Source organism: Streptomyces ruber, assembly GCF_014648075.1.
Classification (GTDB): domain Bacteria; phylum Actinomycetota; class Actinomycetes; order Streptomycetales; family Streptomycetaceae; genus Streptomyces; species Streptomyces ruber.
This window is the reverse complement of sequence record NZ_BMQK01000016.1, coordinates 92288-117259: the sequence shown is the minus strand read 5'-3', so window position 1 is coordinate 117259 and position 24972 is coordinate 92288. Positions and strand designations below refer to the sequence as shown.

The 24972-nt window shown below is 74.1% G+C and carries 25 protein-coding genes; 15 read left to right on the top strand and 10 right to left on the bottom strand.

Translation table 11 applies throughout. The features are described 5' to 3' along the window. The first annotated feature begins 18 nt into the window (after positions 1–18). Positions 19–549, top strand: a complete 531-nt coding sequence (locus IEZ04_RS27430) for an ABC transporter substrate-binding protein (RefSeq protein ID WP_189219654.1) — start codon at positions 19–21, stop codon at positions 547–549. 11 nt (positions 550–560) lie between these two features. On the opposite strand, the gene IEZ04_RS27425 is transcribed toward IEZ04_RS27430, so the two are convergent. Then, a complete protein-coding gene (locus IEZ04_RS27425) occupies positions 561–1868 on the bottom strand; it encodes an MFS transporter (RefSeq protein ID WP_373296369.1) in 1308 nt (435 codons plus the stop codon). Between the two features lie 105 nt (positions 1869–1973). On the opposite strand from IEZ04_RS27425, the gene IEZ04_RS27420 reads away from it, so the two are divergent. The 3 genes from IEZ04_RS27420 to IEZ04_RS27410 all read left to right on the top strand — a co-directional run bounded on the left by IEZ04_RS27420 (position 1974) and on the right by IEZ04_RS27410 (position 5848). Next, the gene (locus IEZ04_RS27420; RefSeq protein ID WP_189219652.1) at positions 1974–2426 is read left to right on the top strand and encodes a DUF4442 domain-containing protein; all 453 of its coding nucleotides are present in this window, start codon (positions 1974–1976) and stop codon (positions 2424–2426) included. Between the two features lie 145 nt (positions 2427–2571). Beyond that, positions 2572–5094: a beta-glucosidase family protein gene (locus tag IEZ04_RS27415; RefSeq protein ID WP_229821305.1), complete on the top strand. Its 2523-nt coding sequence runs from the start codon at positions 2572–2574 to the stop codon at positions 5092–5094. A gap of 106 nt (positions 5095–5200) precedes the next feature. Further along, complete coding sequence (locus tag IEZ04_RS27410) at positions 5201–5848, top strand: DedA family protein (RefSeq protein WP_189219651.1); 648 nt, start codon at positions 5201–5203, stop codon at positions 5846–5848. A gap of 18 nt (positions 5849–5866) precedes the next feature. On the opposite strand, the gene IEZ04_RS27405 is transcribed toward IEZ04_RS27410, so the two are convergent. Beyond that, entirely contained in the window at positions 5867–6397 is a 531-nt protein-coding gene (locus tag IEZ04_RS27405) for a gamma carbonic anhydrase family protein (protein ID WP_189219650.1), read from the bottom strand. A gap of 134 nt (positions 6398–6531) precedes the next feature. Between IEZ04_RS27405 and IEZ04_RS27400 the strand changes: the two genes are divergently transcribed. Both IEZ04_RS27400 and IEZ04_RS27395 read left to right on the top strand, forming a co-directional pair. After that, the gene (locus IEZ04_RS27400; RefSeq protein ID WP_189219649.1) at positions 6532–7326 is read left to right on the top strand and encodes an acyltransferase; all 795 of its coding nucleotides are present in this window, start codon (positions 6532–6534) and stop codon (positions 7324–7326) included. Positions 7327–7370: 44 nt separating this feature from the next. Then, entirely contained in the window at positions 7371–7928 is a 558-nt protein-coding gene (locus tag IEZ04_RS27395) for a YbaK/EbsC family protein (RefSeq protein ID WP_189219648.1), read from the top strand. A gap of 41 nt (positions 7929–7969) precedes the next feature. Here the strand turns inward: IEZ04_RS27395 and IEZ04_RS27390 are convergent, their stop codons facing one another. Together IEZ04_RS27390 and IEZ04_RS27385 are read right to left on the bottom strand one after the other, a co-directional pair. Then, on the bottom strand, positions 7970–8956 hold the full coding sequence (locus IEZ04_RS27390) for a cation diffusion facilitator family transporter (protein WP_229821310.1): 987 nt from the start codon (positions 8954–8956) through the stop codon (positions 7970–7972). 164 nt (positions 8957–9120) lie between these two features. Beyond that, a complete protein-coding gene (locus IEZ04_RS27385; RefSeq protein ID WP_189219646.1) occupies positions 9121–9681 on the bottom strand; it encodes an NAD(P)H-dependent oxidoreductase in 561 nt (186 codons plus the stop codon). Positions 9682–9875: 194 nt separating this feature from the next. Between IEZ04_RS27385 and IEZ04_RS27380 the strand changes: the two genes are divergently transcribed. Next, positions 9876–10553, top strand: coding sequence for a TetR/AcrR family transcriptional regulator (locus tag IEZ04_RS27380; RefSeq protein ID WP_189219645.1), 678 nt, complete (start codon positions 9876–9878; stop codon positions 10551–10553). Between the two features lie 46 nt (positions 10554–10599). Here the strand turns inward: IEZ04_RS27380 and IEZ04_RS27375 are convergent, their stop codons facing one another. Continuing rightward, complete coding sequence (locus tag IEZ04_RS27375) at positions 10600–11064, bottom strand: Crp/Fnr family transcriptional regulator (protein ID WP_189219644.1); 465 nt, start codon at positions 11062–11064, stop codon at positions 10600–10602. A gap of 237 nt (positions 11065–11301) precedes the next feature. Here IEZ04_RS27375 and IEZ04_RS27370 point away from each other — a divergent pair, with 237 nt between their 5' ends. Further along, positions 11302–12222, top strand: a complete 921-nt coding sequence (locus IEZ04_RS27370) for a universal stress protein (RefSeq protein WP_189219643.1) — start codon at positions 11302–11304, stop codon at positions 12220–12222. Positions 12223–12459: 237 nt separating this feature from the next. Further along, positions 12460–14844: a phosphoketolase family protein gene (locus IEZ04_RS27365; RefSeq protein WP_189219642.1), complete on the top strand. Its 2385-nt coding sequence runs from the start codon at positions 12460–12462 to the stop codon at positions 14842–14844. A gap of 44 nt (positions 14845–14888) precedes the next feature. On the opposite strand, the gene IEZ04_RS27360 is transcribed toward IEZ04_RS27365, so the two are convergent. Both IEZ04_RS27360 and IEZ04_RS27355 read right to left on the bottom strand, forming a co-directional pair. Further along, entirely contained in the window at positions 14889–15593 is a 705-nt protein-coding gene (locus IEZ04_RS27360; protein WP_189219641.1) for a response regulator, read from the bottom strand. After that, positions 15590–17239, bottom strand: a complete 1650-nt coding sequence (locus IEZ04_RS27355; RefSeq protein ID WP_189219640.1) for a sensor histidine kinase — start codon at positions 17237–17239, stop codon at positions 15590–15592. Before IEZ04_RS27355 ends, IEZ04_RS27360 begins: the two co-directional genes overlap by 4 nt. A gap of 246 nt (positions 17240–17485) precedes the next feature. Between IEZ04_RS27355 and IEZ04_RS27350 the strand changes: the two genes are divergently transcribed. Genes IEZ04_RS27350 through IEZ04_RS27335 form a run of 4 tightly spaced genes read left to right on the top strand, consistent with a single transcriptional unit; the run spans position 17486 to position 22051 of the window. Continuing rightward, positions 17486–18469: a Bug family tripartite tricarboxylate transporter substrate binding protein gene (locus IEZ04_RS27350; protein WP_189219639.1), complete on the top strand. Its 984-nt coding sequence runs from the start codon at positions 17486–17488 to the stop codon at positions 18467–18469. Then, entirely contained in the window at positions 18466–19023 is a 558-nt protein-coding gene (locus IEZ04_RS27345; RefSeq protein ID WP_189219638.1) for a tripartite tricarboxylate transporter TctB family protein, read from the top strand. Before IEZ04_RS27350 ends, IEZ04_RS27345 begins: the two co-directional genes overlap by 4 nt. Before the next feature lies 1 nt (position 19024). Further along, the gene (locus IEZ04_RS27340; protein ID WP_189219637.1) at positions 19025–20533 is read left to right on the top strand and encodes a tripartite tricarboxylate transporter permease; all 1509 of its coding nucleotides are present in this window, start codon (positions 19025–19027) and stop codon (positions 20531–20533) included. Positions 20534–20587: 54 nt separating this feature from the next. After that, positions 20588–22051 (top strand): alpha/beta hydrolase, encoded by a 1464-nt coding sequence (locus IEZ04_RS27335; RefSeq protein WP_189219636.1) that lies wholly within the window; start codon positions 20588–20590, stop codon positions 22049–22051. Positions 22052–22084: 33 nt separating this feature from the next. Here the strand turns inward: IEZ04_RS27335 and IEZ04_RS27330 are convergent, their stop codons facing one another. Continuing rightward, positions 22085–22543 carry a MarR family winged helix-turn-helix transcriptional regulator gene (locus tag IEZ04_RS27330; RefSeq protein WP_189219635.1) on the bottom strand — a complete coding sequence of 153 codons (459 nt, stop codon included), beginning with the start codon at positions 22541–22543 and terminating at the stop codon, positions 22085–22087. 751 nt (positions 22544–23294) lie between these two features. Here IEZ04_RS27330 and IEZ04_RS27325 point away from each other — a divergent pair. Beyond that, complete coding sequence (locus IEZ04_RS27325) at positions 23295–23771, top strand: hypothetical protein (protein ID WP_189219634.1); 477 nt, start codon at positions 23295–23297, stop codon at positions 23769–23771. A 70-nt stretch (positions 23772–23841) separates the two neighbouring features. Here the strand turns inward: IEZ04_RS27325 and IEZ04_RS27320 are convergent, their stop codons facing one another. Continuing rightward, positions 23842–24249 carry a CoA-binding protein gene (locus IEZ04_RS27320; protein WP_189219633.1) on the bottom strand — a complete coding sequence of 136 codons (408 nt, stop codon included), beginning with the start codon at positions 24247–24249 and terminating at the stop codon, positions 23842–23844. Positions 24250–24428: 179 nt separating this feature from the next. Here IEZ04_RS27320 and IEZ04_RS27315 point away from each other — a divergent pair, with 179 nt between their 5' ends. Next, entirely contained in the window at positions 24429–24623 is a 195-nt protein-coding gene (locus tag IEZ04_RS27315) for a hypothetical protein (protein ID WP_189219632.1), read from the top strand. Positions 24624–24645: 22 nt separating this feature from the next. Here IEZ04_RS27315 and IEZ04_RS27310 read toward each other — a convergent pair whose 3' ends face one another. Further along, on the bottom strand, positions 24646–24969 hold the full coding sequence (locus IEZ04_RS27310; RefSeq protein WP_373296368.1) for an EamA family transporter: 324 nt from the start codon (positions 24967–24969) through the stop codon (positions 24646–24648). Positions 24970–24972 lie beyond the last annotated feature (3 nt).

The window sequence follows — 24972 nt, the reverse complement described above, 5'->3', positions numbered from 1 at the left end:
GTCGTTCCACCCGGACGGATGTCCGCGCAGCGGACCGCGCGCGGAGCCGTCCGCGGCCCCTGGCCACCGCGGCGGCCGCCGTCGCTGGCGGTGGGCGGCTGTTCCGGCGGGGGCGGTACGGCCGGCCGGGACGACGACACCTTCGTCCACCTGATCGGAACGGGGCTGGTGACCGAGTGCGACCCGGCGCGCTCCTACTCCGACGAGATGGTGGCCCTCGCCAACACGTACGAGACGCTCACCCGGTACGACGCCGGCACCGGCAGGGCCGAAGGGGTGCTCGCGACCCGGTGGACCTCGTCGAAGGACCGCCGGACCTGGACGTTCACCCTGCGCGACCACGTGCGGTTCCGCTCCGGGCACCCGCTGACGCTGGTCGTGGAGCGGCTGTGCCGGCACGTGGCCGTCCTGCGGCACGGACGGGTCGTGGTGGAGGGCCTGCTGGCCGACGTGCTGCGCCACCCCGCGCACCCCGCCACCCGCGCGCTGCGCGACGCGGTGCCACGCCTCCCGCCCGCCCCGCGGCCGTCCTCCGATCCGCCGCGCTGACCGTGCGGGGCTCAACCCCCGGTGGCGGACGCCGGGGCGGCCGGGACGGCCGTGTCCGGCCCGTCGCCCGGCCGCTTCACGCCCACGGGCCCGGTGCGCCGCGTCAGATCCCGTACGTCCCGCACGCACAGCACCGCAGCGGTGGCCGCCACGACCAGCGCGGCACAGCCCCACAGGGCCGCCGGGCGCCCGAACCCGCCCTCCGCCGGGCCCGCCAGTGCCGTGGCCAGGGGCACCAGCGACACCGAGCCGATCCAGTCGTACGCCGCGACCCGGGAGAGCTTCTCCTCGGGTATCTCCTGGTGCAGCGCGGTCATCCAGGAGACGCCGAACACCTCGATGGACAGACCGCTCACGAACATCGCCGCGCACAGCAGGGACAGCGGCAGCGGTACGGCCAGCGCGGCGGACGGCAGCGCGAACGGGAACACGCACAGCGTGCCCACGAGGAGCAGCCGGCGCGGCTGCCAGCGCGTCATCAGCAGCGCCCCGGCCGCGTTGCCCGCGCCGAACAGGGCGAGCGCCAGGCCCCAGGAGCCCGGCCCGCCGAGGTGGTCCCGGGCGACCTGCGGTCCGTAGACCGCGTCGGCTGCGGTGACGACCGCGTTGACCAGGGAGAACTGGACGACGATCGCCCACAGCCAGGTCCGTCCGGTGAACTCCCGCCAGCCGTCCCGCAGATCGGCGAGCATGCCGTGGCCCGGTGTACGCGGCGGGATGTGGCTCACGTCGAGGAAGGCGCGCAGCAGCCCCGCGACCGCGAACGCGGCGGCGTCCACCGCGAGCACCCAGCCGGGGCCGATCACGGCGACCAGCGCGCCGCCGACGGCCGCGCCGGTCAGCGTCGCCCCCTGCGTCGCGAAACGGAACAGCGCGAAGGCGCGCCCCGCCTGCTCGGCGGTGACCGAGGACAGCAGCATGCCCTCGGCCGCCGGGCCGAAGAACGCCTGTCCGGTGCCGCCGAGGGCCGACAGCAGCACCATCTGCCACAGCTGGGGCTCCCCGGTCAGCACGAGCGCCGCGAAGGCGCCCTGTGAGACGCAGTTCAGGGTGTTCGCCGCGACCATCACCCGGTGCCGCGGCAGCCGGTCCGCGATCGCGCCGCCCACCAGCAGGAACAGCACCAGCGGCAGGGTGCGCGCCGCCGCGACCAGACCGACGTCGCCGCCGTCGCCGCCCGCCTCGAGGACGGCGAACGCCGAGGCGATCAGGGCGCCGTGGCTGCCCAGGCCCGTCACGACCGCCGCGGCGGTCAGCAGGGTGTGGTTGCGGCCCGCCCAGGCGCGGCGCCGGGGGCGTACGGGGTCTGCTGAGGTCACCGGCACACTGTCCCGGGCCGGGGAGCGAGGTGCCAAATCGTTTGTTCGCGCCGTCCTCCGCACCACCCTGGCCAACAGTGGCTACTCGTGGGTAACCTCCGGCTCATGAGCGCAGACCAGAAGTCGATCGGCGAGATGCTCGCCGCCACGGTGCCGATGGCCAGGACGCTGAACCTGGAGTTCGCGGAGACGACGCCGGAGCGGGCCGTGGTGACGCTGCCGGACCAGCGCGACTACCACAACCACCTCGGCGGCCCGCACGCCGGCGCCATGTTCACGCTGGGCGAGTCGGCGAGCGGCGCCGTCGTGCTCGCGGCCTTCGGGGAGCAGCTCTCCCGGGCCGTACCGCTCGCGGTCGGCGCCGAGATCGCGTACAGGAAGCTGGCGATGGGGCCGGTCACGGCGACCGCGACGCTGGGCCGCCCCGCCGCCGAGGTCGTCGCCGAACTGGACGCCGGACAGCGTCCGGAGTTCCCGGTGTCCGTCGCCATACGGCGCGGCGACGGCGCCGTGACCGGGGAGATGACGGTGGTGTGGACCCTGCGCCCGGGCGGCTGACGTCACGCTTTCGTGCCGTACCCGCGGTGTCCGGCGGCATGCCCTGTCGCCGGTGGAGCAGAGTGTGGGCAAGGGCCGGGAGCCGGCGCCCGCCGGCGTGTTCCACGCGGTCCGCCACGACACGCGCACGAAGGAGTGACGGCCCGTGTCCGTCCCCGCCCGCACCCCCACCACCGCTCCCGCCCCGTCCTCCGTGTCCCGGCGCTCCGCCCTGCGTCTGCTGGGCGGAGCCGTCACGGTCGCCACGGCGGCGACCGCCACCGGGCTCACGGTCCCCCCGCACACCGCCACCACCTCCCTCTCCTCCGGCGGACCGGCCCGCGTCGAGCGGCTGCTCGCCCGGCTCACGCTCGCCGAGAAGATCTCCCTCCTGCACGGCGCCACCGATCCCGCACCGCTCGGCCAGGCCGGGTACGTCCCCGGGGTGCCCCGCCTCGGCATCCCCCCGCTCCGGCTGGCCGACGGCCCCGCCGGGGTGCGCGTGACGCGGCACGCCACCGCGCTGCCCGCCCCGGTGCTGCTCGCCGCCGCGTTCGACCCGGACCTCGCCCGCCGCTACGGCCGGGTCATCGGCCGCGAGGGCCGCGCGCTCGGCCAGGACGTGCTGCTGTCCCCGATGGTGAACCTCGTCCGCACCCCGTACGCGGGCCGCAACTTCGAGACGTTCGGCGAGGACCCGCTGCTCTCCGGCGACCTGGTCGCGGCCGAGATCCGCGGCATCCAGGACGAGGGCCTCGTCGCGACGGTCAAGCACTTCGCGCTGAACAACCAGGAGCGGGACCGCGAGACGGTCGACGTGCGGGTGGACGAGCAGACGCTGCACGAGGTCGAACTGCGCGGCTTCGAAGCGGCCGTCACCGCCGGCGCGGGTGCCGTGATGGGCGCGTACAACAAGGTCGGCGGCGTCCACGCCTGCGAGAACAGGGACCTGCTCACCAAGGTCCTGCGGGACACCTGGGGCTTCGCGGGCTGGGTGATGACCGACTGGTCCGCCGCGCACAGCACCGTCGCCTCGATCGCCGCGGGCCTCGACATGGAGATGCCGGACGGCAGGTACTTCGGCGCCGCGCTGGAGCGGGCCGTCCGGGACGGCGGCGTCCCCGAGGGACACGTCGACCGGGCCGTCCGCCGGATCCTCGGCGTACTGGACCGCTTCGGACTGCTCGACGGCCACGGCGGCCCGCCCCGCCCACGCCGTGACGCGCGCGCGGGTGCCGCCGTGGCGCTGGAGGTCGCCAAGGCCGGGGCCACCCTCCTCAGGAACGAACGCCGGGCGCTGCCCCTGCCGGCCGGCGCCGGGGACATCGCCGTCATCGGGCCCTCCGGCTCCCGCCCCTTCGTCGGCGGCGGCGGGAGCGCCCACGTCGTGCCCGACCACGCCGACAGCCCCCTGACGGCGATCCGGCGGCGCGCGGGCACACACGCGCGGGTCACCCACGCGCCCGGCGAGAACCTCTTCGGCGAGGCACTGCCCGGGGACGCCCTCACCCCGGCCGTCCGCCTCGAGGAGCGGCGCGTCGCCGCCGGGAAGGACTGGGCGTACGACGGGACGCTCACCGTGCACCGGGACGACGAGTGGACGTTCGTCCTGCACTACGACGGAGACCCCACGAAGCGGCCGAAGGTGCTGCTCGACGGTGCGGAGCTGTTCCCGCAGCAGCCCGGCTACCAGGAGTTCTTCTCCGGCGGGTTCGGCTCCGCCGCGCCTGACGGACTGTCCGTGCGCCGCGCCACGACCGCGGTGACGAAGGGCCGCCACCGGCTGCGGATCACCGCGGCGGGCGGCGCCGACGGGCTGCGGTTCCGGCTGCGGTGCGTCGACGGCACCACCCGCGCACGGGAGGTCGCCCGGGCCGTGAAGGCCGCGCGGGAGGCGCGTCACGTCGTCCTGTTCGCCTACGAGGACGCCACCGAGGGCCTGGACCGCACGACCCTCGCGCTCCCCGGCCACCAGGAGGAGCTGATCGGGGCGGTGACCGCGGCCAACCCGCGCACCACCGTCGTCCTCAACACCTCGTCCGCGGTCTCGATGCCCTGGCTGGAGGGGACCGCCGCCGTGCTCCAGATGTACTACCCGGGCCAGGAGGGCGCGGCCGCCACCGCCGCCGTCCTGTTCGGCGACTGCGACCCGGGCGGCCGCCTCACCCAGTCCTTCCCGGCCGGCGACGACCACCACCCCGTCGCCGGCGACCCGCGCCGCTACCCCGGGGTCGACGGCACCGTGGAGTACGCGGAGGGCGTCCACATCGGCCACCGCTGGTACGACGCGAAGGGCGTGCGGCCGCTGTTCCCGTTCGGGCACGGGCTGTCGTACACCTCCTTCTCCTACGCGGAGCCGTCGGCGCGGTGGACGCGGCGAGGGCTCGACGTGGGCTTCACCGTGCGCAACACCGGCGACCGCGCGGGCGTCGCGGTCCCGCAGGTGTACGTGGGCCGCTCCCCGGACCTCCGGCTCGACCAGGCCGTACGCGTCCTGGGCGGTTACCGGAGGCTCGCACTGCGGGCGGGGGAGCGGCGCCGGATCACCGTGACCGTCCGGCGGCGGACCCTGTCGTCCTGGGACCCGGAACGGCACGGCTGGGTGCTCGGCACCGGACGGCGGACCGTGTGGATCGGCGCGTCCTCGCGTGATCTGGCTCTCACCGTCGTCGGAAGGGTGTCCCGGTGACCCGCGGACGCGTCTTCTCGAAGAGGTAGGCTGCCCGGCGTGCGGCTCCCCGGGAGCCGCACGCCGGGAGCCGTCAGGCCCGGTGAACGCGAAAGGAGCGGCGGCGTTGCACGTCCAGGAATGGCTCGAGACGGTGCCCGCGGTGAGCATCTACGCGCTGGTGGGCCTGGTCATCGGCGTGGAGAGTCTGGGCATCCCGCTGCCCGGCGAGATCATCCTGGTCTCCTCCGCCCTGCTGGCCTCGCAGCACGGTGACATCGACCCGGTCGTCCTCGGCGCGTGCGCCACCGCGGGCGCGATCATCGGTGACTCCATCGGCTACGCCATCGGCCGCAAGGGCGGGCGCCCGCTGCTGGCCTGGCTCGGCGACAGGTTCCCCCGGCACTTCAGCGAGGGCCATGTCGCCACCGCCGAGCGGTCCTTCCGGAAGTGGGGCATGTGGGCCGTCTTCTTCGGCCGGTTCGTGGCCCTGCTGCGCATCTTCGCCGGACCGCTGGCGGGCGTGCTGCGCATGCCGTACTGGAAGTTCCTGATCGCCAACGTCCTCGGCGGCATCGTGTGGGCGGGCGGCACCACGGCGGTCGTCTACTACGTCGGTGTCGTCGCCGAGTCCTGGCTCAAGCGCTTCTCCTGGCTCGGCCTGGTGGTGGCGGTGCTGCTCGGTGCGGCCTCGATGCTGATCGTGCGGCGCAAGGCGAGGAAGGCGCAGGACGAGAAGCCGGCGGCGGCCGAACCGGTCCCGGCCGCCGAGTAGCCTCCGCCGCCGGGCCGGTCAGCGTTCGTGCGCCTCGCGGTGCGTCCCGGCCAGTTCCACGTAGTGGGCCGCGTTCAGGGCGAGGCCCTCGCGCTCCTCCGCCGTCAGCTCCCGCCTGACCTTCGCGGGCACCCCCGCGACCAGCGAACCCGGCGGCACCCGCATGCCCTGCGGCACCAGCGCCTGCGCCGCGACCAGCGAACCGGCGCCGATCACCGCGCCGTTCAGCACCGTGGCACCCATCCCGACCAGGCAGCCGTCCTCGACGGTGGCGCCGTGCACCACCGCGTTGTGCCCGATCGAGACGCCCTCGCCGATCGAGACCGGGAAGCCCGGGTCGGTGTGGAGGGTGCAGTTGTCCTGCACGTTGCTGTTCGCGCCGACGACGATCGGCTCGGCCTCCGCGCGCAGCACGGCGCCGTACCAGACGCTCGCCCCCGGATGCAGCGTCACCTCGCCGACCACCACGGACCTCGGTGCCGTGTACGCCTGCCGGTCCACCTTCGGCTCCTTGCCGGCCACACCCGCGATCAGGGCCTCGTGCGTCATCGTCCGCTCCTTCGTGTCGTCGGGGTACGGGCACCGTAAGCCGTGCGGCCGCCCCCGTCCCCCGCGGGGCCGTGGGGTGAAGATCACAGCGGTACGGCGGTCCGGGCGGCAGCCGTGGTCAGTACGGTGAGCTGGTGCCCGAGCGCAAGAACACGTTCTCGTCCTGGCGGCGCCGCATCGTCCAGCGGGCCGTCCACGCGGGCTGGGCCTGGGTGCAGCGCACGGGTTCGGTGACCGCCGACCGGCCGGGCCGGTTCCGGTTCGGCGCGCTGGGCGCCGGCACCCGGCTGGCCTTCCCGCTCGGCACGGTCTTCGGGGAGCCCTGGATCCACCTCGGCGCGCACTGCGTCATCGGCGAACAGGTCACGCTGACCGCGGGGCTGATGCCCGACCTCGACCTCGGCCCCGACCCGATCCTGCGCATCGGCGACGGTGTGGTCCTCGGCCGCGGCAGCCACGTCATCGCCGACACGACGGTCACCATCGGCAGCGACTGCTACGTCGGGCCGTACGTCTACGTCACCTCCACGAACCACTCCTACGACGACCCGCACCAGCCGATCGGCAAGCAGTGGCCGCGGATGGAGCCGGTGTCCATAGGTCCCGGCTGCTGGATCGGGACGGGTGCCGTGATCCTGCCGGGGGCGCGGATCGGACGGAACGTGGTGGTGGCCGCGGGCGCGGTGGTCCGCGGCGTCGTACCCGACCACTCGGTGGTGGCCGGGGCGCCCGCGCGCGTGGTCCGCAGCTGGGACCCCGCGGCCGGCTGGCAGCCGCCCCTGCGGACGCCCGCACCGGTGCCGGTACCGGACGGGGTGACGTCCGAGCAACTGCTGGCGCTGGCCGTACCGGACGAGCTGGGCGAACTGGACGAGGAGGGCGTGCGCGGGCTCGCGGCGCGGGACGACGGCGGGGCGCCCGTGCAGTGAGACACCGGTCCGGTGTCCGGTGCGGTCCTGTTAGCGTGCGGCACATGCACGCACCCATCGGACACTTCGAGCACGCGACGCCCGCCCCCGACTGCCTCGACGAGCTCACCGCCCCGGTCGCCGCCGCCGTGCGCGACTGGACCGGCAGCGTTCCCGCCGAGCAGATCGTGTACGTGGACACCGAACCCGAGTGGGCGGACACCGCGACCTTCGTGCAGCACTACGGGCAGGAACTGCTCGAACAGTCCGCGAACTGCGTGGTCGTCGCGGGCAAGCGGGGCGGGGAGACCACGCTCGCCGCGTGTCTCGTCCTGTCCACGACCCGCGTCGACGTCAACGGCGTGGTCCGGCGCCGGCTCGGCGCCCGCAAGGCGTCGTTCGCCTCGATGGACACCGCGACCGGGGAGACCGGGATGGAGTACGGGGGCGTCACCCCGATCGGGCTGCCGGACGGATGGCCCCTGCTGGTCGACTCGGCGGTGGTCGACCTGCCGTACGTGCTGGTGGGCAGCGGCCGGCGGCGCGGGAAGCTGCTCGTGCCGGGCAAGGCGTTCGCGGAACTGCCGAACGCGGTGGTGCTGGAGGGGCTGGGGATCGCCTGACGGCGGTCGCGGCGCCGGTAGGCCCGTCGCTCAGGTGCCGCTCAGGCGGCCGTGTGGTGGGCGAGGGGCAGATGGGGGTCCGCCTCGCCCGGTACCGGCGCCGGGTCCGCGTGCACCAGGGCCGCGGTGAGCCCGGGGACGGCGTGCAGCAGGGCGTGCTCGGCCGCGACCGCGACGCCGTGCGCCCGACGGACGCTCGCCTCCCCGTCCACCACGACCGCCACCTCGGCCCGCAGCCGGTGCCCGATCCAGCGCAGCCGCAGCTCGCCCACCCCGCACACGCCCGGCACCTCGCCGAGCGCCTGCTCGGCCCGGTCCACCAGCGCCGGGTCGACGGCGTCCAGGACCCGCCCGAACACCTCGCGCGCGGCGTCGCGCAGCACCAGCAGGATCGCCGCCGTGATCGCCAGCCCGACCAGCGGGTCGGCGAGCTCCCAGCCGAGGGCGGCGCCGCCCGCGCCCGCCAGGACCGCCAGTGAGGTGAGGGCGTCCGTGCGTGCGTGCAGTCCGTCGGCGACGAGCGCGGCGGAGCCGATCTCCCGGCCGACGCGGACGCGGTGGCGGGCCACCCACTCGTTGCCGAGGAAGCCGACGACCGCCGCCGCGGCGACGACGGGCACATGGTCCACCGGCCGCGGATCGAGCAGCCGGGTGACCGCGGTCCAGCCCGCGAAGGCCGCCGAGGCGGCGATCGTCAGCACGACGACGAGGCCCGCCAGGTCCTCGGCCCTGCCGTAGCCGTACGTGAACCGGCGCGTCGCCGCGCGGCGGCCGAGCACGAAGGCGACGGCCAGCGGCACGGCGGTGAGCGCGTCGGCCGCGTTGTGCACGGTGTCGCCCAGCAGTGCGACCGACCCCGAGGCCACGGCCACGGCCGCCTGCGCCACGGCCGTCGCGCCGAGCACGGCCAGCGAGACCCACAGCGCCCGCATACCGCGCGCGGAGGACTCCAGGGCGGCGTCGACCTTGTCGGCCGCGGTGTGGGAGTGGAGACGGGGGTGCCGGTGACCGTGGTGCAGGTCGCTCACGTCGCTCCCCTTCCGGAGGGCGGAGACGGACGGGGCTCCGGACGCGTTCGCGTCCACGCGGTCATTATGTGCGTACGCGCCGGACCGTGCGAGAACGCGAGAACGGTGCCGGGCGGGGGCGTACTGCCCCGCCCGGCACCGTTCGCGTGCTACCGGGTGCCCGGTCAGGCGGCGGCGGCCGAGCCCGCGTGGGCGAGCGCCTCGACGACCTTGGTCAGGCCCTCGACGACCTCGGTGTCGTCGCCCGGGTGGGTCTCGGCGAAGCGGACCACGGACTCGGGGATGGACAGCTTGGCGTCCTGCAGGACGGAGGCGCCCGCGATGCCCACGGCCTTGCGGGTCTCGTCCTGCGCCCACACGCCGCCGTACTGGCCGAAGGCGGTGCCGACGACGGCGGCCGGCTTGCCGGTGAAGGCGCCGGCGCCGTACGGGCGGGACAGCCAGTCGATGGCGTTCTTCAGGACGGCCGGGATGGAGCCGTTGTACTCGGGGGAGAAGAGCAGGAAGGCGTCGGCCGAGCCGGCGGCCTCGCGCAGGCGGGCCGCGGCGGCGGGGACGCCGCCCTCGACGTCGATGTCCTCGTTGTAGAAGGGCACGTCGGCGAGGCCCTCGAACAGCTCGATCGTGACGCCCTCGGGGGCGTGCTTGACGGCGGCCTCGGCGAGCTGGCGGTTGTGCGAACCGGCGCGCAGGCTGCCGACGAGCGCGAGAATGCGTACGGACATGAGCTGTCTCCTCAGAAAACGGTCGTCCTGGGCTGAGGACGGTGGGGAAAGCCAAGCGGACCGAGGTCCGTTGAAAGTTGTACCACTTCTTCGGGGTGAGGGTCCACCCGCTATCCGGACCAGGGTCCGGTTGCCCTCCGAGTCTATCCGGACCGTGGTCCGCTTGTCTGTGTGATGAGCGCTACGCTCGACCCATGACCGAGCCGCTGCCGCCCTTCCCCGTGCCCGAGGGACACGACGACCTCCTGGACGACCTGAAGAAGCTCAACGCCCTGCCGGAGGTCGTCCCTGCCCCCGGCGAACCGCCCCGGCTGCGCGCGGACGCGGCGCGCAACCGCACCCGTCTGCTGGAGGTCGCCGCCCGGCTGGCGGACGAGGGCGGGGCGGCCAGGCTGACCATGGAGGCGGTGGCGAACGCCGCCCAGGTCGGCAAGGGCACCGTCTTCCGGCGGTTCGGCGACCGCACCGGGCTGCTGATCGCCCTGCTCGACCACCACGAGCGGGAGCTCCAGGCGGCCTTCCTCACCGGCCCGCCGCCGCTCGGGCCGGACGCGCCGCCGGTCGAGCGGCTGCGGGCGTTCGGCGCGGCCGTCATCCGGCACGACCACGCCCACCGCGACCTCTACCTGGCCGCCCATGCCGACGCCTCCCGCCGGCACACCAGCCCGGCGGGGCTCCTGCGGCTGAGCCACCTCTGCATGCTGCTGCGCCGGGCCGAGGCGCCGGGCGACGTCGAACTCCTCGCCCAGACCCTGCTGGGATACCTGGACGTCAGCCTCGTCGACCATCTGGTGGCCCGGCGGGGCATGACGCTGGAGCGGCTGGAGGACGGCTGGACCCATCTGGTCGGGAGGCTGGCGGGAAAGGGATGACCGCGCCCGGCACCGCCCTGGCGCGATCCCCGTCCGCGGCCCGGGGTCAGAGGAAGCCGACGCCGCCGTGCGGGGCGTACAGGTCGAGCAGCCGGCTGCGGGCCGCCCGCAGCCGGTGGGCGAGGATGCCGCCGATCCACTCGGCGACCGCCAGCCCGAACACGGGATCCTCCCGGCACAGCTCCCGTGCCCTCGCGGCGTCGAACTCGTACGCCCGTACGGGGCTCGTCGCCTCGGCGCCCAGGTGCCAGGTGTGCGGGGCGAAGAGCCAGGACCAGCCGACGAGTTCGTTCATCCCCAGGGTCTCGATCACGGCCGCGCGCCGCCCCGGCACCCGCATGTCGAGGTCGACGGTCCCGGTGCGGATCACCCAGAACCGGTCGGCGGTCCTGTCCTCCTCGAAGAGCCGGGCGCCCTGCGGGAACGACACCTCGTCGGCGATGCGCATCAGCCGCTGCCGGTGAGCGGCGGGGAGCGCGCGGAGCATCGGACCGGCTGACGGAGCGTTCATGGCGGTGCCTCCCGGGCGCGTACGAAGCTGCCACCTCCAGCGTCGCTCTCCGGCACCGTCGCCGCCATAAGTCGGCAGGACGGATGCGTGCCCGCGCCCGGCGCGTCACCGTGGGCCGCGGCCGAGGCCGGAAAGGACCGCCGGGGCCGGCCCGCACTTGCCCGGAACCCGCGCTCCCACCAGGCTCGGAGCAGGGGCCGAGGACCGGGCCGGGTGCGGCCGCAGGAGGTGTGGATCATGGTGCGACACGTCGCCGCGGGAATCGACGGATCTCCCGAGAGCCTCGCGGCCGCGCACTGGGCGGCCCGCGAGGCGGTCCGCCGCGGCAGCCCGCTCCTCCTCGTGCACGCCTGGCAGTGGCGCCCGCACCCGTCGGTGCCCGGGTCCGCCGGTGTGTCGCCGCAGGACTGGGCCGAGCGCGCCCTCGCCCGGACGGCCGCCGGCGTGCGCACCGCGCACCCGGGCCTCGAGGTCGAGGAGCGGCTGGTCGCCGAGGACCCGGTCACCGTCCTGCTGTCGGTGGCCGACGGGGCCGAAGCGGTGGTGCTCGGCTCCCGGGGGCTCAGCGCCGCCGCCGGGTTCCTCGTCGGCTCGGTGTCCCAGCGGGTCGTGGCCCGGTCGCCGCGCCCCGTGGTGATCGTCCGCGCGGGTGTGGGTGCCGCGTCCGAGCACCTGCCGGTCGTCGACGGGGTCTCCCCGGAGGAGATCCCGGAGGTGCCGTACCGCGACGTGGTGCTCGGTCTCGACGTCGGCGCCGCCGGTGACGAGCACGTACCCCCCGACGAGCTGGTCGGTTTCGCCTTCGAGGCGGCGCACCTGCGCGGCGCCCCGCTGCGGGTGGTCCATGCCTTCGGCGGCGACGGAGCGGACCGGACGGGCGCGCCGCCGGGCGCGGGCGCGGAGCCGCTCGCGGAGCACGCGCGCGCCGTGGTCGCGGCACTGCACCCCTGGCGGGAGAAATGGCCGCGGATCACGGTGGCGGAGACCGTGACCGAGGACCGGGCCGCCGACGAACTGGTGCGCGCCGCGGCCGGCGCGGGGCTCGTCGTCGTGGGCCGCCGCGACCGGGGGAGCGGTGGCGGCGGCCACATCGGCCCGGTCACGCACGCCGTGCTGCACCACGTCGCCTGCCCGGTCGCCGTCGTCCCGTACGGATGAGCGGCGCCCCGCACCGACCGTCCGGGACCAGGGACCGCGGGCGCCGGAGCGGCACCCGGGGGCGCGTCCGCCCGGGCGCGTCCGCCGGATGGCCCATCGTGGCCGAGCGGATGCACGGCCCCCGCGCGGGACGCCGGCCGGGCACCGCCGGACATCGGTGCGGAAAGGGGCGGTACTCCTTCCTGAGGCGGAAGCCGGCGACGACGGAACACCCCCGACCTATCACGGGAGTCACACATGCCCCAGGACGACCAGCAGGCCAGCGCCGTGCTGACCGACGACGAACTGCGCGGCCTGGACGCCCACTGGCGGGCCGCGAACTATCTGGCGGCGGGCCAGATCTACCTGCTCGCGAACCCCCTGCTGACCGAGCCGCTCAGCCCCGAGCACATCAAGCCGCGGCTGCTCGGCCACTGGGGCACCTCGCCGGGGCTGAACCTCGTGTACACGCACCTCAACCGGGTGATCAAGGCGCGGGGGCTGGACGCGCTGTGCGTGTGGGGGCCGGGGCACGGCGGGCCGTCCGTGCTGGCCAACTCCTGGCTGGAGGGCAGCTACAGCGAGATCTACCCGGACGTGTCCCGGGACGCGGCGGGGATGGGGCGGCTGTTCCGGCAGTTCTCCTTCCCCGGCGGGGTGCCGAGCCATGTCGCGCCGGACGTGCCGGGCTCCGTTCACGAGGGCGGGGAGCTGGGGTATTCGCTGGCGCACGCCTACGGGGCCGCGTTCGACAACCCGGACCTGCTGGTGGCGTGCGTGATCGGGGACGGGGAGGCGGAGACCGGGCCGCTGGCCGCGTCCTGGCACTCCAACAAGTTCCTCGACCCGGTGCACGACGGCGCGGTGCTGCCGATCCTGCACCTCAACGGCTACAAGATCGCCAACCCGGCCGTGCTGGCCCGCATCCCGGAACCCGAACTCGACGCCCTGCTCCGCGGATACGGCCACGACCCGATCCACGTCACCGGCGACGACCCGGTCCAGACCCACCGGGCCCTCGCCGAGGCGTTCGACCGCGCCCTGGACCGTATCGCCGGCATCCAGCGCGCGGCCCGCGAGGGCGGGGCGGGCGAACGGCCCCGCTGGCCCGTGATCGTGCTCCGCACGCCCAAGGGCTTCACCGGCCCGGCCGAGGTCGACGGGAAGCCGGTGGCGGGCACCTGGCGCGCCCACCAGGTGCCGCTGTCCGGCGTCCGGGACGACCCGGAGCACCTGCGGCAGCTGGAGGCCTGGCTGCGCTCGTACCGGCCGGAGGAGCTGTTCGACGCCGAGGGCCGGCCCACCGCGGACGTCCTCTCCTGCGTCCCCGAGGGCCCCCGGCGGCTCGGCGCCGGCCCGCACGCCAACGGCGGCCTGCTCACCCGCGCCCTGCCGCTGCCGGACCCCGACCGCTTCGCCGTGGCCGTCGACAGACCCGGCGGGAGCACGCACGAACCCACCCGCGTCCTCGGCGACTACCTCGAAGAGGTCGTGCGGGACACCGCGGCCCGCCGGAACTTCCGTCTGGTCGGCCCCGACGAGACCGCCTCCAACCGCCTGGACGCCGTCTACGAGTCGAGCGGCAAGGCCTGGCAGGCGCAGATCCTCCAGGTCGACGAGCACCTCGACCGGCACGGACGGGTGATGGAGGTGCTCTCCGAACACCTCTGCCAGGGCTGGCTGGAGGGGTACCTGCTCACCGGACGGCACGGGCTGTTCTCCTGCTACGAGGCGTTCGTCCACATCGTCGACTCGATGGTCAACCAGCACGTCAAGTGGCTGAGGACCGCCCGCGAGCTGCACTGGCGGGCCCCCGTCCCGTCCCTCAACTACCTGCTCACCTCGCACGTCTGGCGCCAGGACCACAACGGCTTCTCCCACCAGGACCCCGGCTTCGTCGACCACGTCCTCAACCGCAGCCCCGAGGTCGTACGGGTCTACCTGCCGCCGGACGCCAACACCCTGCTGTCCGTGACGGACCACGTGCTGCGCACCCGCGACTACGTCAACGTGATCGTGGCCGGCAAGCAGCCCTGCTTCGACTGGCTGTCCATGGACCAGGCCCGCGCGCACTGCGCGCGCGGCGCGGGCACCTGGGACTGGGCGGGGACGGAGACCGGGGACCGGGAGCCGGACGTGGTCCTGGCCTGTGCCGGAGACGTGCCCACCCAGGAGGTGCTGGCCGCCGCCCAGCTCCTGCGCCGCCATCTGCCGGAGCTGGCGGTACGGGTGGTCAACGTCGTGGACATCGCCCGGCTCATGCCCCAGGGCGAGCATCCGCACGGGATGAGCGACTTCGAGTACGACGGCCTGTTCACCACCGACAAGCCGGTGATCTTCGCCTACCACGGTTATCCGTGGCTGATCCACCGCCTCGCCTACCGCCGCACCGGCCACCCGGACCTCCATGTGCGCGGCTACAAGGAGATGGGCACCACGACCACCCCGTTCGACATGGTGGTCCGCAACGACCTCGACCGCTACCGGCTGGTCATGGACGTCATCGACCGCGTGCCCGGCCTCGCCGTCCGCGCCGCCGCCGTACGCCAGCGCATGGCCGACGCCCGGACCCGGCACCACGCCTGGATCCGCGCCCACGGCACCGACCTGCCGGAGGTCGCGGACTGGACGTGGACGGGCTGAGCGGGAGGCGGGCGACGGTACGGGGGTGAGCGGGTCCGGCCCGTTCACCCCCGCCAGTGGTACCGGCGCTCCGGGCGCCCGGCGGCCCCGTACCGAAGGGTCACCTCCGCGCTGCCGACGGCGTGGAAGTACTCCAGGTAACGCCGGGCGCTGACCCGCGAGACGCCGGTGGCGGCCGCGCACTCGGCGGCGGAGAGGGTGCCCTCCGCCGTGCGCAGCACCCGTTCGACCAGGCCGGCGGTCTCCACGCTCAGCCCCTTGGGCAGCGCGGTGCCCGGCGCGGTCGCGAACGCCCCGGCCAGCACGCGGTCCACGTCCGCCTGCCCTCGTACGACGGTGGTCAGCAGCCGGCCGCGCTGCGCGGCGTACCGCTCCAGACGGGGCCGCAGGTCCTCGTACTCGAACGGTTTGAGCAGGTAGTCGACGACACCGTGGCGCACGGCGCCGCGCACCGCGTCCGCCTCCCGGGCCGCGGTGATGGCCATGACGTCGCAGTCGTGCCCGGCGGCGCGCAGCCGGGGGATGACGTCGAGACCGAAGCCGTCCGGCAGGTACAGGTCGAGCAGGACCAGGTCCGGGCGCAGCGCGTCGACGGCCGCGACCGCCTCGCCCGCGGTGCCCGCCGTGCCGACGACCCGGAACGGCGCGACGCGCTCGACGAACGTACGGTGCACCCGCGTCACCATGAAGTCGTCGTCGACGACGAGCACGTCGATGGTGCGGGTGCTCGTGTTCGTGGTCGTGCTCATCGGGACGCTCCTTCCGCCACCGCACGCGCGGGGTGGCTCACGGACATGCGGGCGGTGAACATCGCGCCGTCGGGCGTGTTGGTCACCGCGACCTCCCCGCCGTGGCGCTCGCAGACCAGCCGGGTGAGCGCCAGGCCGATCCCGCGCTCACCGCCCTCGGCGGCCTTGGTGGTGAAACCGTGGGCGAAGACCTCGTGGGCCAGTTCGGGCGCGACACCGGGACCGGAGTCCCGGACCTCGATCTCCACACTGGCGGCGTCCTGCCGCAGCCCGACCTCCACCCACGCGTCCGCCCCGGTACGGCCGTCGACGGCGTCGACGGCGTTGTCGATGAGATTGCCCACCACGGTCGCCACGTCGGCGGCGTCCTCCGGTGCCAGCCGGTCCAGCGCCGTGTCGTCGGAGATCCGCAGCGTCACCCTCCGCTCCGCCGCCTGCGCGGACTTCGCCATCAGCAGGGCGGCCACGGCCGTGTCCCGGACGCGGCGGGCGAGGGTCATGTCCAGCGACTGGCGGCGCTGGTTCAGCGCGCGGATGTACCGCACCACCTCCTCCTGCTCGCCGATCTGGATCAGCCCGGAGATGGTGTGCAGCTGGTTGGCGAACTCGTGGGCCTGCGCGCGCAGCAGCTCCGACGAACTGCGGAAGGAGCCGATCTCCCGCTCCAGACGGGCCAGTTCGGTGCGGTCCCGCAGCGTCGTCACCGAACCGAGCGGACGGCCGTCCTTGGCGACCGTCATCCGGTTCATCACCAGCACGCGGCCGTCCCGGACCACGACCTGGTCCTGGCGGTCCACGTCCGCCGCGGGGCCGTGGGCGCCCGCCAGCACGTCCCGCAGCCGCCCCTCGATGCCGAGGTCGGCGAGGCTCGCGCCCACACAGTCCGCCGGCAGGCCGAGCAGCCGCCGGCCCACGTCGTTCACCAGGGTGATCCGGCCCTGCGGGTCCAGCGCGACCACGCCCTCCGCGATGCCGTACAGCATCGCCTCCCGGTGCTCGGCGAGCCCCGCGATCTCGCGCGGCTCCAGCCCGAGGGTCTGCCGCTTCACCCGCCGGGAGAGCAGCCAGGAACCCGCCACCCCCAGTCCGCTGGCGACGCCCAGGTAGGCGAGCAGGTACGAGGAGGCCCCGCTGATCCGCTGCCACACCGTGGGGTACGCCTCGCCGACCATCACCGTGCCCAGCCTGCGTCCGACATCCCGCTCCGTGTCCCCGAGCACCGGCACCTGCGCCACCAGCTCCTGGCCGCCGGACCAGACCAGCCGCCCGGACCAGCCGCGGCCCCGGGACACCCCGGCCCCGAGGGGCAGCCGGTGGCCGACCGCGGTCGGGTCCGTGGACGCGACGATGCGGCCCGTGCGGTCGGCCACCGTCACCGAGGTCACCCCGGACTGCACGTGCGTCGACTGCACCAGGGTGTCCAGGGCGTCGTCCTGCGCCGGGCGGGTGAGCTGGCCGCGCATCAGGGGAGCGGCGGCCAGCTGTTCGGCCAGCGCGCCGACCCGGCGGCCCTCGACCCGGTGGAAGGTCGCCTGCGACTGGGCGAGCGAGACCGCGGCGACCGCCAGCAGCACCACCACGACGAGGGCGAGCTGGAGCACCAGCATCTGGCCCGCGAGGGTGTGGCGACGGAACGTGGGACTCACAGCAGGGTCATCTCTCTACCGGCACGACGGGGTGCGGCTCGGGTGGGTGCGGCTCGGGTGCCGAGCCGCACCATCTTGACCCCGACCTGCGGCGTTGGGAAGAGATGTGCCGATCACCGACTGCGTGGTGACCGCAATGACCACAACCTCCATTGGTTGCGCAAGGCAGACAGCGCCGGACGCACCGGGCACGATGTGGCGCGCATCACTCCCTCCCCGTACCGACGTCCAGACAGGTGGTGGCTCGTGCGCCTGCGCGCCCTCCTCGCCCTGCTCGGCGCCGCCCTGCTCGTGCTCGTGGGACCGCCGCTGCTCACCCCCGGCAGCGGCCCCGAGACCGGCACGCAGATCCCGGGCCTGCGCTTCATGGTTCCCAACACGCCCGGCGGCGGCTACGACATCACGGCCCGTACGGCCGCGAAGAACGCCGAGGACGCCGGGCTCACCCACGGCATCGAGGTGTTCAACCTGCCCGGCGCCGGCGGCACGGTCGGGCTCACCCGGCTGGTGAGCGAGCACGGCAACGGCAAGCTCGCCATGTCGATGGGGCTCGGCGTGGTGGGCGCCGCCCGTTCCAACGACGCGCCCACCACCCTCGCCGAGACCACCCCGATCGCCCGGCTCACCGAGGAGCAGGACGTCGTCGTGGTCGCCAAGGACTCCCCGTACGAGACGATCGGCCAGCTCGTCGACGCCTGGAAGAAGTCCCCCGGCAAGCTCCCGGTGGGCGGCGGCTCCTCGCCCGGCGGACCCGACCACCTCGCGCCGATGCTGATGGCCGAGGCCGCGGGGATCGCACCCCGCCAGGTCAACTACGTGCCGTTCGACGGCGGCGGCGAACTGCTCGCCTCGATCCTCGGCAACAAGGTCGCCTTCGGCGTCTCCGGCGTCGGCGAGTACCTCGACCAGATCAAGTCGGGGGAGCTGCGGCTGCTCGCCGTCACCGGCCCCGAGCGCGTCGCCGGACTCGACGCGCCCACCCTGAAGGAGTCGGGCTACGACGTGAACTTCACCAACTGGCGCGGCGTCGTCGCCCCGCCCGGACTCTCCGACGCCGAACGCGACAAGCTCGTCCGGCTGTTCGAGGAACTGCACGCCTCCGACGAGTGGCGGCAGTCCATGGAGCGGAACGGCTGGGACGACGCCTTCCTCACCGGTGAGGAGTTCGGCGACTTCCTGGACGCCCAGGACAAGCGTGTGGTGTCGGTGCTGAAGGAGCTGGGACTGTGACGAAGCGGACCGAGAGCACCGACGTCGTCGCGGACGCCGCGGACACGGAACGCCCCTCCCGGCGGCGGTGGCTGCGCGAGCACTCCGAACTAGGCGTCAGCGCCCTGCTCCTCGTCCTCGGCGTGCTCGTCCTCACCGACGCGATCACCATGGACGTCGACCTGACCCAGCGCGGACCGGTCGGACCGCGCACCGTGCCGATCGTGGTCGGCGCCGGGCTGCTGGTCATCGCCGCCCTGCTCGCCGTCGACGTGCTGCGCGGCGGCCGCGGCGAGGCGGAGGCCGGCGAGGACGTCGACCTGTCCGAGCCCGCCGACTGGCGTACGGTACTGCTGCTCGCCGGGGTCTTCCTCGGCGCGGCCGTCCTCATCGAGCCGCTCGGCTTCCCCGTCGCGGGGGCCCTGCTCTTCTGGGGCGCCGCCTTCGCCCTCGGCAGCCGCCGTTTCGACCGCGACCCGCTCATCGCGGCCGTCCTCTCCGTCGTCGCCTACGCCGTCTTCAACAACCTGCTCGGAGTACCGCTGCCCGGCGGCCCGCTGATGGGAGTGCTGTGACATGGATGCCCTCAACTCCCTGCTGGACGGCTTCGGCACGGCCCTGACCCCGGTCAACCTGCTCTGGGCGGCCCTCGGCGTGCTGCTCGGCACGGCCATCGGCGTGCTCCCCGGCATCGGCCCGGCCATGGCGGTCGCCCTGCTGCTGCCGGTGACGTACGGACTCCAGCCGACCGGCGCCTTCATCATGTTCGCGGGCATCTACTACGGCGCCATGTTCGGCGGCTCGACGACCTCGATCCTCCTCAACACGCCCGGTGAGAGCGCCGCCGTGGTCGCCGCGATGGAGGGCAACCCGATGGCCAAGGCCGGGCGCGGCGCCCAGGCGCTCGCGGCCGCCGCCATCGGCCACTTCGCGGGCGGCATGATCGGCACCACCCTGCTGGTGGCGCTCGCGCCGACCGTCGCGGACCTCGCGGTCGACATCGGCGCCCCCGACTACTTCGCCATCATGGTCCTCGCCTTCATCGCGGTCACGTCCGTGCTCGGCTCCTCCCGCATCCGCGGCCTGGCCTCCCTCCTCATCGGCCTCACCCTCGGCCTGGTGGGCCTGGACCAGATGACCGGCCAGCAGCGGCTGACCTTCGGCTCGCTGCACCTCGCCGACGGCATCGACGTGGTGATCGTCGCGGTCGGCCTCTTCGCGATCGGCGAGGCCCTGTGGGTGGCCGCCCACCTGCGCCGCACATCCGGCGAGGCGATCCCGGTGGGCCGCCCCTGGCTGGACGGCGGCGACGTGAAGCGGACCTGGAAACCGTGGCTGCGCGGCCCGTTCATCGGCTTCCCGTTCGGCGCTATCCCGGCGGGCGGCGCGGAGATCCCCACCTTCCTCTCCTACGTCACCGAGAAACGCCTCTCCAAGCACAGGGACGAGTTCGGCAAGGGCGCCATCGAGGGCGTCGCGGGACCGGAGGCGGCGGCGTCGGCGTCGGCGGCGGGCACGCTCGTCTCCATGCTCACCCTCGGCCTGCCCACCACGGCGGTCGCGGCCGTCATGCTGGCCGCCTTCCAGCAGTACGGCATCCAGCCCGGCCCGCTCCTCTTCGAACGCGAACCCGAACTGGTCTGGGGCCTGATCGCCTCCCTCTTCGTCGGCATGGTGCTGCTCCTCGCGCTCAACCTGCCGCTGGCCCCCCTCTGGGCCAAGCTGCTGCGGATCCCGCGCCCGTACCTCTACGCCGGCATCCTGTTCTTCGCGGCGGTGGGCGCGTACGCGGTCGGCGGCGAGGCGATCGACCTGGTGATCCTGCTGATCATCGGCCTGATCGGCTTCGGCATGCGCCGGTACGGCCTGCCGGTGCTCCCCGCGGTCATCGGCGTCATCCTCGGCCCGAACGCCGAGCAACAGCTCCGCCGCGCCCTCCAGATCAGCGACGGCAGCGTCACCGGCCTGGTGAACACGCCGTTCTCGGTGACGGTGTACGTGATCGTGGCGCTGCTGCTGGCGTGGCCGCTGCTGCGGAAGCCGGTGGCCGCGGCCGTCCGCAAGAGGGGGCAGACCCCCTCCTGAGCCCACCTGTTGGCCGGATGTCGGCGGGCGCGGAAACGCACGAGGCTCTTCCGTATGACGAAGCTCAGACGGAACACGGCCCTGCTCGCCGCCGCGGCCGGCGTCCTGACCCTCACCGCCCCACTGACCGCGACCGCGCAGCCCGCTCCCCTCGACTGGTCCACGTGCGAGGAGAGCGGGCTCGACCCCCGCCAGGAGTGCACCACCCTCGACGTGCCGATGGACTACACGGACCCCGACGGCAGGAAGATCGGCGTGGCGTTCTCCCGCATCCCGGCGGAGGACCCGGCGAAGCGGCGCGGAATCCTCCTGCTCGTCCCCGGCGGACCGGGCGGAAGCAGCCTGGACCAGCCGTCCGGCGAGGGCCAGGACCTGCCGCAGGACGTGCGGGACGCCTACGACCTGATCGGCTTCGATCCGCGGGGCGTCGGCAGGTCGGCTCCGGTCGACTGCGGCCTGGACCGCGACGACCTCGCCCTCACCAAACTGCGCCCCTGGCCCGCCCCGGACGGCTCCATCACCGGGAACCTGGCCACCGCCCAGCGCATGACGGACGCCTGTGCCCGCAACGGCGGCGACCTGATGCAGCACCTCAGCACCGCGAACGAGGCCCGCGACCTCGACCGCTTCCGCGCGGCCCTCGGCGAGCGCAGGGTCTCCGCGTGGAGCGTCTCCTACGGTGCGTACGTCGGCGCCGTCTACAGCGAACTGTTCCCGCACCGCACCGACCGCATCGTGCTGGACAGCAGCGGTGACCCCGACCCCACCCGGGTGGGACGCGCCTGGCTCGCCGGGTTCGAGAAGGGCGTCGAGGACACCTTCCCCGCGTTCGCGGCCTGGGCGTCCCGGCCCGGGAACCCGCACCGGCTGGCGCGGACGGCGGCCGAGGTGCGCCCGCTCGTCCTGGGCCTGGCCGCACGCCTCGACCGCGAGCCGATCCCCTGGCCGGGCGCCAACCCGGAGGAGCTCAACGGCAACGTCCTGCGCCAGACCGTGCTGGACAGCTTCTACGACCCCGACGGCTTCGACGTCCTCGCCCGGCTCGTGCTGGCCGCCCGCGAGGGCACCGTGCCGGCCCCGCCCCCCGGACAGGACATGCGGAACACCGTCGCGGCCAGTGTCGGCACCATGTGCAACGACGTCTCATGGCCCGCCCCGTCGGCCCGGTACGAGAAGGAGGTGGCCGTCAGCCGCGCCGAGCACCCGCTGACCGCCGGCATGCCGCGCAACGTCATGCCCTGCGCCGTCTGGCCCTGGCAGCCGAAGGAGCCCCCGGTCCGCATCACCGACGACGGCCCCGCCACGGTCCTGCTGGTCCAGAACGAGCGGGACGTGGTGACCCCGTTGAGCGGCGCCCTGAAGATGCGCGCCGCCCTCGGCCGGCGCGCCGTCATGGTGACCGTCGACTCCACCGGCCACGGCGCCTACCTGGACAACGGCAACGCCTGCGGCGACCGCACCGTCAGCCGTTTCCTGGCGACGGGGGAGCGGCCGCGACGCGATGTGCGCTGCGGCTGAGGAACTGTCCGGCCGGCGCCGCGGGGCTGTTCCCTAGTGGTGCCAGGCGCGCCCGCCCGTGTTGTGGATGAAGCGCTGCAGCACCTTGAGGCACGTCAGGTACTCCTCGTCGGAGATGCCCGCGTGCCGTTCCTCCCACAGCTCGCGCTGGAGGGCCGCGGCCTTGGCGTGCAGCGCCCCGCCCTCGGCCGTGAGGCTTAGGCGCCCCGCGGAGTCCTCGGTGATCCAGCCCTGGACGACGGCCCCGTCGATCTCCGACTCCAGCGTCTCCGCACCTGTGTCGAGGTAGTCACGGAGGAGCCGGGACACCTCGTCACGGCTCTTCGCGGTGTCGGCGCCGGAGACCTGCGCCAGCACCCACCACTGCGGCTGGGTGAGGCCGATCCCGGCGAGGGCGGCCCGGGTGCGGGTGACGACGGCCTTGTGGGCCGCCCAGCTCCAGTAGCCGATGGGCTGCTGGAGCAGTTCGGCGTCGCTGTGCGAGTACTTCATGGCAGGCCTCTCCACGAGGGTCCGCGGATGCTCCGCGGACGGTCCGATCCGGTGCGACGGGACGACCGTAGGAACTCGACCTGACTTGAGGTCAAGCGCGGCGCCGAGCCGCTCCTCCCGACGTGCGTGAAGCGGTCCAACGTGAAGACGTGGACCGTCGTGGGCCCTGGACACGTCATGCCCGTCGATCGCTCTGTGCGACGCCTCGGCTTGTCGTACGGCGCGATGTCGTCACCCGTCCGGACGGCCGGGCGGATCACTACGACTGGGTGGACGTACCGGATCTGGTGCGCGTGGCTGCCCTGGTCGACGGGGCGGTCGTCGTGATCGAGCAGTTCCACTACCTGACCGGCGCGGGCGCACCCTGGCCGCTGCGACGGCACAGGCGGTCCAGCTGTGGGACGTCGCGATCATGGACATCCCGCAGCGGCTGTGCGCCGAATCACCCGCGATGACACCGGCTCAGTGGCGGGAGTACCTGCCCGAGGAACCGTACGGGCCCCCGTGCGCCTGAACGGGGCGAGCAAGGGAGAAACGGACGGACGTGCGAAGGACGTCGAGCTGGTGCGGTGCCGCCTTGCTGGGCCCGACGCTCGTCCTGCCGGCCTGAGGTACGCCCGGCAGTGGCCCGCGGATCACGCGTACGCCGACCTCCGCCCCCGACACCGGTGGTCCGCCGACCGCGGCCGGCCCCGCCTCCGCCTCGCCCGGTGCCGTCGATCTGGGACCGGCCCCCGGGGATCTGCGCAAGGTGGACTGGCGGGACGTCCGGGTCCCCGGCACCTTCTGCGACATCCCCGGCCTGATCACTTTCCACGGCGACCGGGCGACGGCGACCTCCCGCACCTGGGGACAGGTCGACCTCTCCCGTGAGCCGGAACCGACCTATGGGGACATCGGCGGGGACCGCCGCCCTGAGGCCGCCCTCGGCGTGGAGTGCAACAACGGCGGAGGAACCGCAGCCGGGCAGCTGGCATTCGGCTCGGTGATCTTCGCCGGCGACCGGGGCAGGCTCACGGTTCTGCAATCGATCACGCCGCGACAGCAACCGCCCGGGCAGCGTCCGACACTGCTGTCCGAGGTGCGGATGGAACGCGGCCGGACAGAGGTCGGGGAACTGTGGTACCGGCCCCGGGAGGCCACGTGCTGCCCCACGGGCACCGCGGTCACGGTATGGGTCCTCGGGGACGGCCGTCCGACACCTCGGCCACCCCGCATCACGTCCTGACGAGACGCGCCCACGCAGTACGGACCCCCGGCTTCCGCGGGACGCCGGAACCGTGACCGGCCGGGCGCCCTCACCCCAGGCGCGGGATCTCGATCGCCGGGCAGCGGTCCATGACCATGTCCAGCCCCGCGGCACGCGTCCGCTCGTACGCCGCCTCGTCGACGACACCGAGCTGGAACCACACCGCCTTCGCCCCCTTCGCCACGGCTTCGTCGGCGACCGCGCCGGCGAGCGCGCTGTTCACGAAGACGTCCACGACGTCGACGTCGAACGGGACGGCGTCGAGGGACGGGTACCCCTGCTCCCCGTGCACCGTCTCGGCCTTCGGGTGCACGGGGACGACCCGCTTGCCGAAACGCTGGAGGACGGCCGCCACCCCGTACGCCGCGCGCCGCCGGTTCGAGGAGAGACCGACGACGGCCCAGGTGTCACCACGCTCGGTCAGGATCCTGCGGACGGTCGCTTCGTCGCCGTACATGCCGTGCCTCCATCGGTTCTGCCACGTGTCAGGCCTGTCGGTCCTCTCGGTCGGAACGCGGGGGCGCCATGGGCTATTTCCGGGTGGACGGCGTGCGTATGGTGGAGGGGAGACGCATCACCGCCCGCGTCGGGCCTGGAGCCCGGCGGGCCGAACGGGGGAAGAAAGGTGCGTGCCCGATGGCGATCGGGCTCTTTTCCACGATTGCTGCGGTGCTCTACGCCGGCACGGTCTCGATCCTCGCGCTGACCGCGACCTTCGCCCGGCGCCGCACCCTGCGGCGGGAAGCGCGCAGCACCCTCGCCGTCCTGGTGCCGGGCAGGACGGCGGAGCCGCAGCAGGCGGACGGCGGGGTGGTGGGTTCCGGCAGCTGAGGTCGGCCGGAGCACCCGTGGTTCAGCGCGTCCTCTCCGGAGTCACCACGTCCCGGCCGGCGGCCGGGACGTCGGCGGCCCCGTCGGCCGCGTCCGCGGGCGCCGGCGACGCCTTCGTCCCGGCGCGCCGGGTCATCCCCACACCCGCGACCACCACGGCCATGCCCAGCACCACCCGGACGCTCAGCTCCTCGCCCAGGACGACCGCGCCGAGGAGGACGGAGACCACCGGGAGCAGATAGCCGACCACGGCCGCGTTCGTGGCGCCCTCGTCGTTGATGATGCGGTAGGTGAGGTGGAACGTGATCGCGGTGCAGAAGACGCCGAGGACGACGGCGGCGGTCACGAC

Bases quoted from the DNA above. Each gene is read 5' to 3' on its own strand.
- IEZ04_RS27430 (WP_189219654.1), top strand. From the start codon at position 19: ATGTCCGCGCAGCGGACCGCGCGCGGAGCCGTCCGCGGCCCCTGGCCA.
- IEZ04_RS27420 (WP_189219652.1), top strand. From the start codon at position 1,974: ATGAGCGCAGACCAGAAGTCGATCGGCGAGATGCTCGCCGCCACGGTG.
- IEZ04_RS27405 (WP_189219650.1), bottom strand. From the start codon at position 6,397: ATGACGCACGAGGCCCTGATCGCGGGTGTGGCCGGCAAGGAGCCGAAG.
- IEZ04_RS27395 (WP_189219648.1), top strand. From the start codon at position 7,371: ATGCACGCACCCATCGGACACTTCGAGCACGCGACGCCCGCCCCCGAC.
- IEZ04_RS27385 (WP_189219646.1), bottom strand. From the start codon at position 9,681: ATGTCCGTACGCATTCTCGCGCTCGTCGGCAGCCTGCGCGCCGGTTCG.
- IEZ04_RS27380 (WP_189219645.1), top strand. From the start codon at position 9,876: ATGACCGAGCCGCTGCCGCCCTTCCCCGTGCCCGAGGGACACGACGAC.
- IEZ04_RS27375 (WP_189219644.1), bottom strand. From the start codon at position 11,064: ATGAACGCTCCGTCAGCCGGTCCGATGCTCCGCGCGCTCCCCGCCGCT.
- IEZ04_RS27370 (WP_189219643.1), top strand. From the start codon at position 11,302: ATGGTGCGACACGTCGCCGCGGGAATCGACGGATCTCCCGAGAGCCTC.
- IEZ04_RS27365 (WP_189219642.1), top strand. From the start codon at position 12,460: ATGCCCCAGGACGACCAGCAGGCCAGCGCCGTGCTGACCGACGACGAA.
- IEZ04_RS27360 (WP_189219641.1), bottom strand. From the start codon at position 15,593: ATGAGCACGACCACGAACACGAGCACCCGCACCATCGACGTGCTCGTC.
- IEZ04_RS27340 (WP_189219637.1), top strand. From the start codon at position 19,025: ATGGATGCCCTCAACTCCCTGCTGGACGGCTTCGGCACGGCCCTGACC.
- IEZ04_RS27335 (WP_189219636.1), top strand. From the start codon at position 20,588: ATGACGAAGCTCAGACGGAACACGGCCCTGCTCGCCGCCGCGGCCGGC.
- IEZ04_RS27330 (WP_189219635.1), bottom strand. From the start codon at position 22,543: ATGAAGTACTCGCACAGCGACGCCGAACTGCTCCAGCAGCCCATCGGC.
- IEZ04_RS27320 (WP_189219633.1), bottom strand. From the start codon at position 24,249: ATGTACGGCGACGAAGCGACCGTCCGCAGGATCCTGACCGAGCGTGGT.
- IEZ04_RS27315 (WP_189219632.1), top strand. From the start codon at position 24,429: ATGGCGATCGGGCTCTTTTCCACGATTGCTGCGGTGCTCTACGCCGGC.